The sequence below is a fragment of the Bifidobacterium sp. POST2/T3 (B1) genome, assembly GCF_058197115.1.
Window position 1 is genome coordinate 1 of record NZ_JBVPQK010000273.1, and the last position, 3,590, is coordinate 3,590.

A 3,590-nucleotide genomic window follows, 5' to 3' on the forward strand; every position below is an offset into this window, starting at 1 on the left:
ACCAGAACAGCCTTGTCGTTGCTCATCCGACGACCTCCTTTAAACTTGGCGATGACAAACCGACACCGCTCTTTCTGCCAGAATATCGCATGCAGACCTTATCGATAAGTTGACAAGGGCCAACACGCGAGGAACTTCGACTCTGAATATGCAAAACGCCCCACAAGGGGGCGTTGAGGTTACATGCACAAATGTGTCTCAGACCAGACGACGATACTCGAAAGCCCGATAAAGCTTCTCGACTGTTACGGTCCGACCGACATCCGGGGCATGAATCATGCGGCCACCGCCAACATAAATGCCCACATGGCTGCCCTCAGGGGTCACAATCAGGTCGCCAGGAGCAGGATCCGTGACCGGCACACCCACTGAACGTTGCGCATCGGCTGTGCGCGGCAGGCCGATGCCGAAGTGAGCAAACACATACTGGGTGAATCCAGAGCAGTCAAAACCCGTGGCCGGATCGGTCCCACCAAACACATAAGGAACCCCCTGGAACTGAAGAGCATAGTTGACCACATCTGCGCCCCTGCCAGTGGCCGGCACTTCAGTGATTGTGCTGACTGTACTGCTACGAGCAGCCGAACGACTGACCTGCTGCGAGGACTGGTGCCGACTGGCTGCAGCCTGGGCCTGTTCCTGAGCCTGCTGGGCCTTGGCTTCCGCATCCTTCTCGGCCGGAGACTTGGTGGCAGGAACGTTCAAAGACTCGATGCCACCCCAGCTGCTATCCTTTTCGACGGTGGTAGCCGTCGACTCGGTCAACAGGTCGGCACGTACCTTGCTGCCGGGGGTGAATGAACGCGACGAAGTGACTGCGGCTTCACTGCCGTCACTGGCCTGGGCCACGGCGGGTATACCGATGGAGAGCATGCCACAGATTGTGGCAGCTGCCATCATGCTCACATACTTGCGTGTCTTTTTCATTGGTCACAATTCTATCACGTATCTGGCACAGGGATCAAACACAAGAGGACACGATCCGCGCAGTCAGGGATCAATAGTGGATGTAGTTCAGAGCGTGCACATTGGACAAGGTGCGAGAGTATGTCTTTCCGTTCATGTTGGCACTGCACTCGGAGGTGACGATGGAACCATCGGGATTGATCTTCTCCACGATGGCCACATGGCCATAGGTGGAATCCGAACCCTCCTGGCCGGCCTGGAAGACCACGATGTCGCCGACATTGCGCGGCGTATTGTCCACCCAATAGCCCAGGGTGCGTGCAGAGCCGGTCCAGTCCTTGGCATTGCCCATGTGCGAGCCCACCGGCAGTCCCAACTGGTGACGACGGACGTAGACCCACCAGGTGCACTGGCTGAACTCATAGGCGTTGCCCACATCTCCAGTGACATGGTTGGGATTGAACCCTGCCGGCAGTACTGATCGGTTGGCATCCATCAGCACAGCCACGACCGGATTGTTGGCCAGAGATTTGGACATCTGCCCGGCATCGAGTTCGGATTCACCCAGCTCCCAGCTGCCCTCGTTGTGTTGTGAGGCCGTCGGCAGGGGCTGGCGGTAATCAGAACGGGAGACCCTTGCACCACCAGTTGCGCTGGAGGAGCCGGTAGAGGATGAGGGGGTGACCAAATTGATTGCGACACTGTCGGCCAAAGGCAAGGACCAGTCGCCCCGAGCCTGGCTGACCGCCATAGAGGAAGCGGCAGCACCGACCAGGACGGTCAGGGCCGAACCGGTCATGATATGAGAGCGACGGGCTGAGGCCTTAGCCGCCAGACGGATAGAACGACGGGTCCGAGGGGCTACCTCGTTGAGCTTGGCTGCCAGGGCATCATCAAGACCCTCAATGCCAGCTGCCTGGGTTATGCCCGACGATCGACCGGTCGACCGACTGCCGACACCTGTGCCCCGCCTGGCCGAAGCCCCGTGCGCAGCATGCTTCATCTAGAATCACTCCCGTTTATGTTCCGACGCGACTTTCGTGCCGTACCACGAACCATCACAAGGGAACACCATAACGCAAGCGAGAATCCAGGCCAAATGACCTGAATTGTCCATACTGGTGTACTCAAGCATGGCTTCGGTGGTCGCTCATCTTCGACAACCACGGAATACTCTAGGATTATACGGACATTATGCGGACATGAGCAAACCCGCATGCGTGCCGTCCGCCACGGCGTGTCCCACAGTTTTGAACCCTGCATGGTCCACCCTGAGCGAACCGGACTCATACCAGATCAGACCGGAGTCGAGGCCAGGAGGAAGGATCCGCCGGCATCGTTGGAATCTTGAGGCATGGTGATGTCGACACGGCCGTCCTCGGAGGGAATGAAGAGGGCCCGCCCCTGGTCCAGAACACAGGACTGGTCAGCGGCCGTGCAACGAATCCGGCCATCAGTACAGACGATGATGCGTGGTCCACGGCGGGGAATCATCAGGTGGCGGGGCCCCAGACGCTCTATCAGATCCCCGTATCGCTGCTGAAGCCTATTGAGCAGGGGCCAAGTGGCTCCACCCTCCTCCACATGCCCGTAGACCAGCATGTATTCGTTGATCTTGGGCCGGTAGGTCACCATATTGTGCATGATCAGTGTGGCAATCATGGAGCTCGATGGGTCAATGGGGGCCGAAGGCTGGCAGTCCAGGCTACGCAGGAGGTTGGGAATGTCCCGATGTTTGGGGGTCATGCCGGCCCTGAGCACATTGTCGGAGTTGGTCATAATCTCTGCCGCAGTGCCGTGGATGTATGCGTGAGGGGTCCCGGCGGGGATATAGACCGAATCGCCCTCCTCCAGATCCACAGGGTTGAGCATAAGCAAGCAGAGCACAGCGGGGTCATCCGGAAAGGCTCGTGCGGCACACAGGGCATGGTCCAGCACGGCTACCGCCCGCCTGGACCGCAGCCTCCCGGCAGCAGCCTCCAAGGCTTCCTCCAGGCCTCGGGCTGCTTCTGGCTCGGCAGTCACGGCAGCGTGGAAGGCCCGGAAGATACGTCGGCGGGAGTCCGGCCAAATCAGGGAGGAGACCGGCATCATGGCATCAGCCGCGGCAAAGCGGGCCGGAGGAACCCCCAGGTGGAAGGTGCGGGCGGTCAGCGCCTCGGTCATCAGCTCGGCCAGAGGGTGATCCACGGCGCGCAGGAGAGTCAGCTGGGTGGAGATGGTCGCGAAGCCTACACAGGCCTGAAAGGGCTCCAGGGCCACTACCATTTCGTTCTTGGCCAGACTGTCGTGAAAGGAGCGGCTGGGATCGTCGTCAGGCACTCCCAGGGCATTTTCACGATTGAAGCCGGCACGGGCTTCGAAATCCAAAGGATGCACCTGCAGAGACAGAGGGATGCGGGCCGAGATGATCTTGAACAAGTAGGGCAGGGTGGGGCCGAAGAGGCGGGAGTCGCGCTCCCCCAGCATGGCCATGGGATTGCGGCGGATGGCCACGGTCAGAGGCAGCAGCGAGCCGTCGGGCAAGGTCAGGGGCGAGGGGGATTCGGTGTGTCCGCTGAACCACATCTCCGCCAATGTATCCCCCGGGCACCCGTCTGACTCATCCAGATGGAACATGCGCTGCAGTCGGTCATGTGAGCCCCAGGCGTAGTGCTTCTCCACAGCTTGGATCGGATACACGC

General features: G+C 60.0%; 3 protein-coding genes. All 3 read right to left on the reverse strand.

What is annotated here, in order from left to right; all coding sequences use genetic code 11:
• Positions 1 to 198: 198 nt before the first annotated feature.
• Positions 199 to 927, reverse strand: a complete 729-nt coding sequence (locus tag AC0AP0_RS10345; protein ID WP_198191428.1) for a C40 family peptidase — start codon at positions 925 to 927, stop codon at positions 199 to 201.
• A 70-nt stretch (positions 928 to 997) separates the two neighbouring features.
• Positions 998 to 1,909: a CHAP domain-containing protein gene (locus tag AC0AP0_RS10350; RefSeq protein ID WP_463603571.1), complete on the reverse strand. Its 912-nt coding sequence runs from the start codon at positions 1,907 to 1,909 to the stop codon at positions 998 to 1,000.
• Positions 1,910 to 2,202: 293 nt separating this feature from the next.
• A partial coding sequence (gene manA / locus AC0AP0_RS10355) for a mannose-6-phosphate isomerase, class I (protein ID WP_490430399.1) occupies positions 2,203 to 3,590 on the reverse strand: 1,388 nt, incomplete at its 5' end.

Excerpts from the sequence above, each read along its gene's own strand:
- AC0AP0_RS10345 (WP_198191428.1), bottom strand. The coding sequence starts at position 927 with ATGAAAAAGACACGCAAGTATGTGAGCATGATGGCAGCTGCCACAATC.
- AC0AP0_RS10350 (WP_463603571.1), bottom strand. The coding sequence starts at position 1,909 with ATGAAGCATGCTGCGCACGGGGCTTCGGCCAGGCGGGGCACAGGTGTC.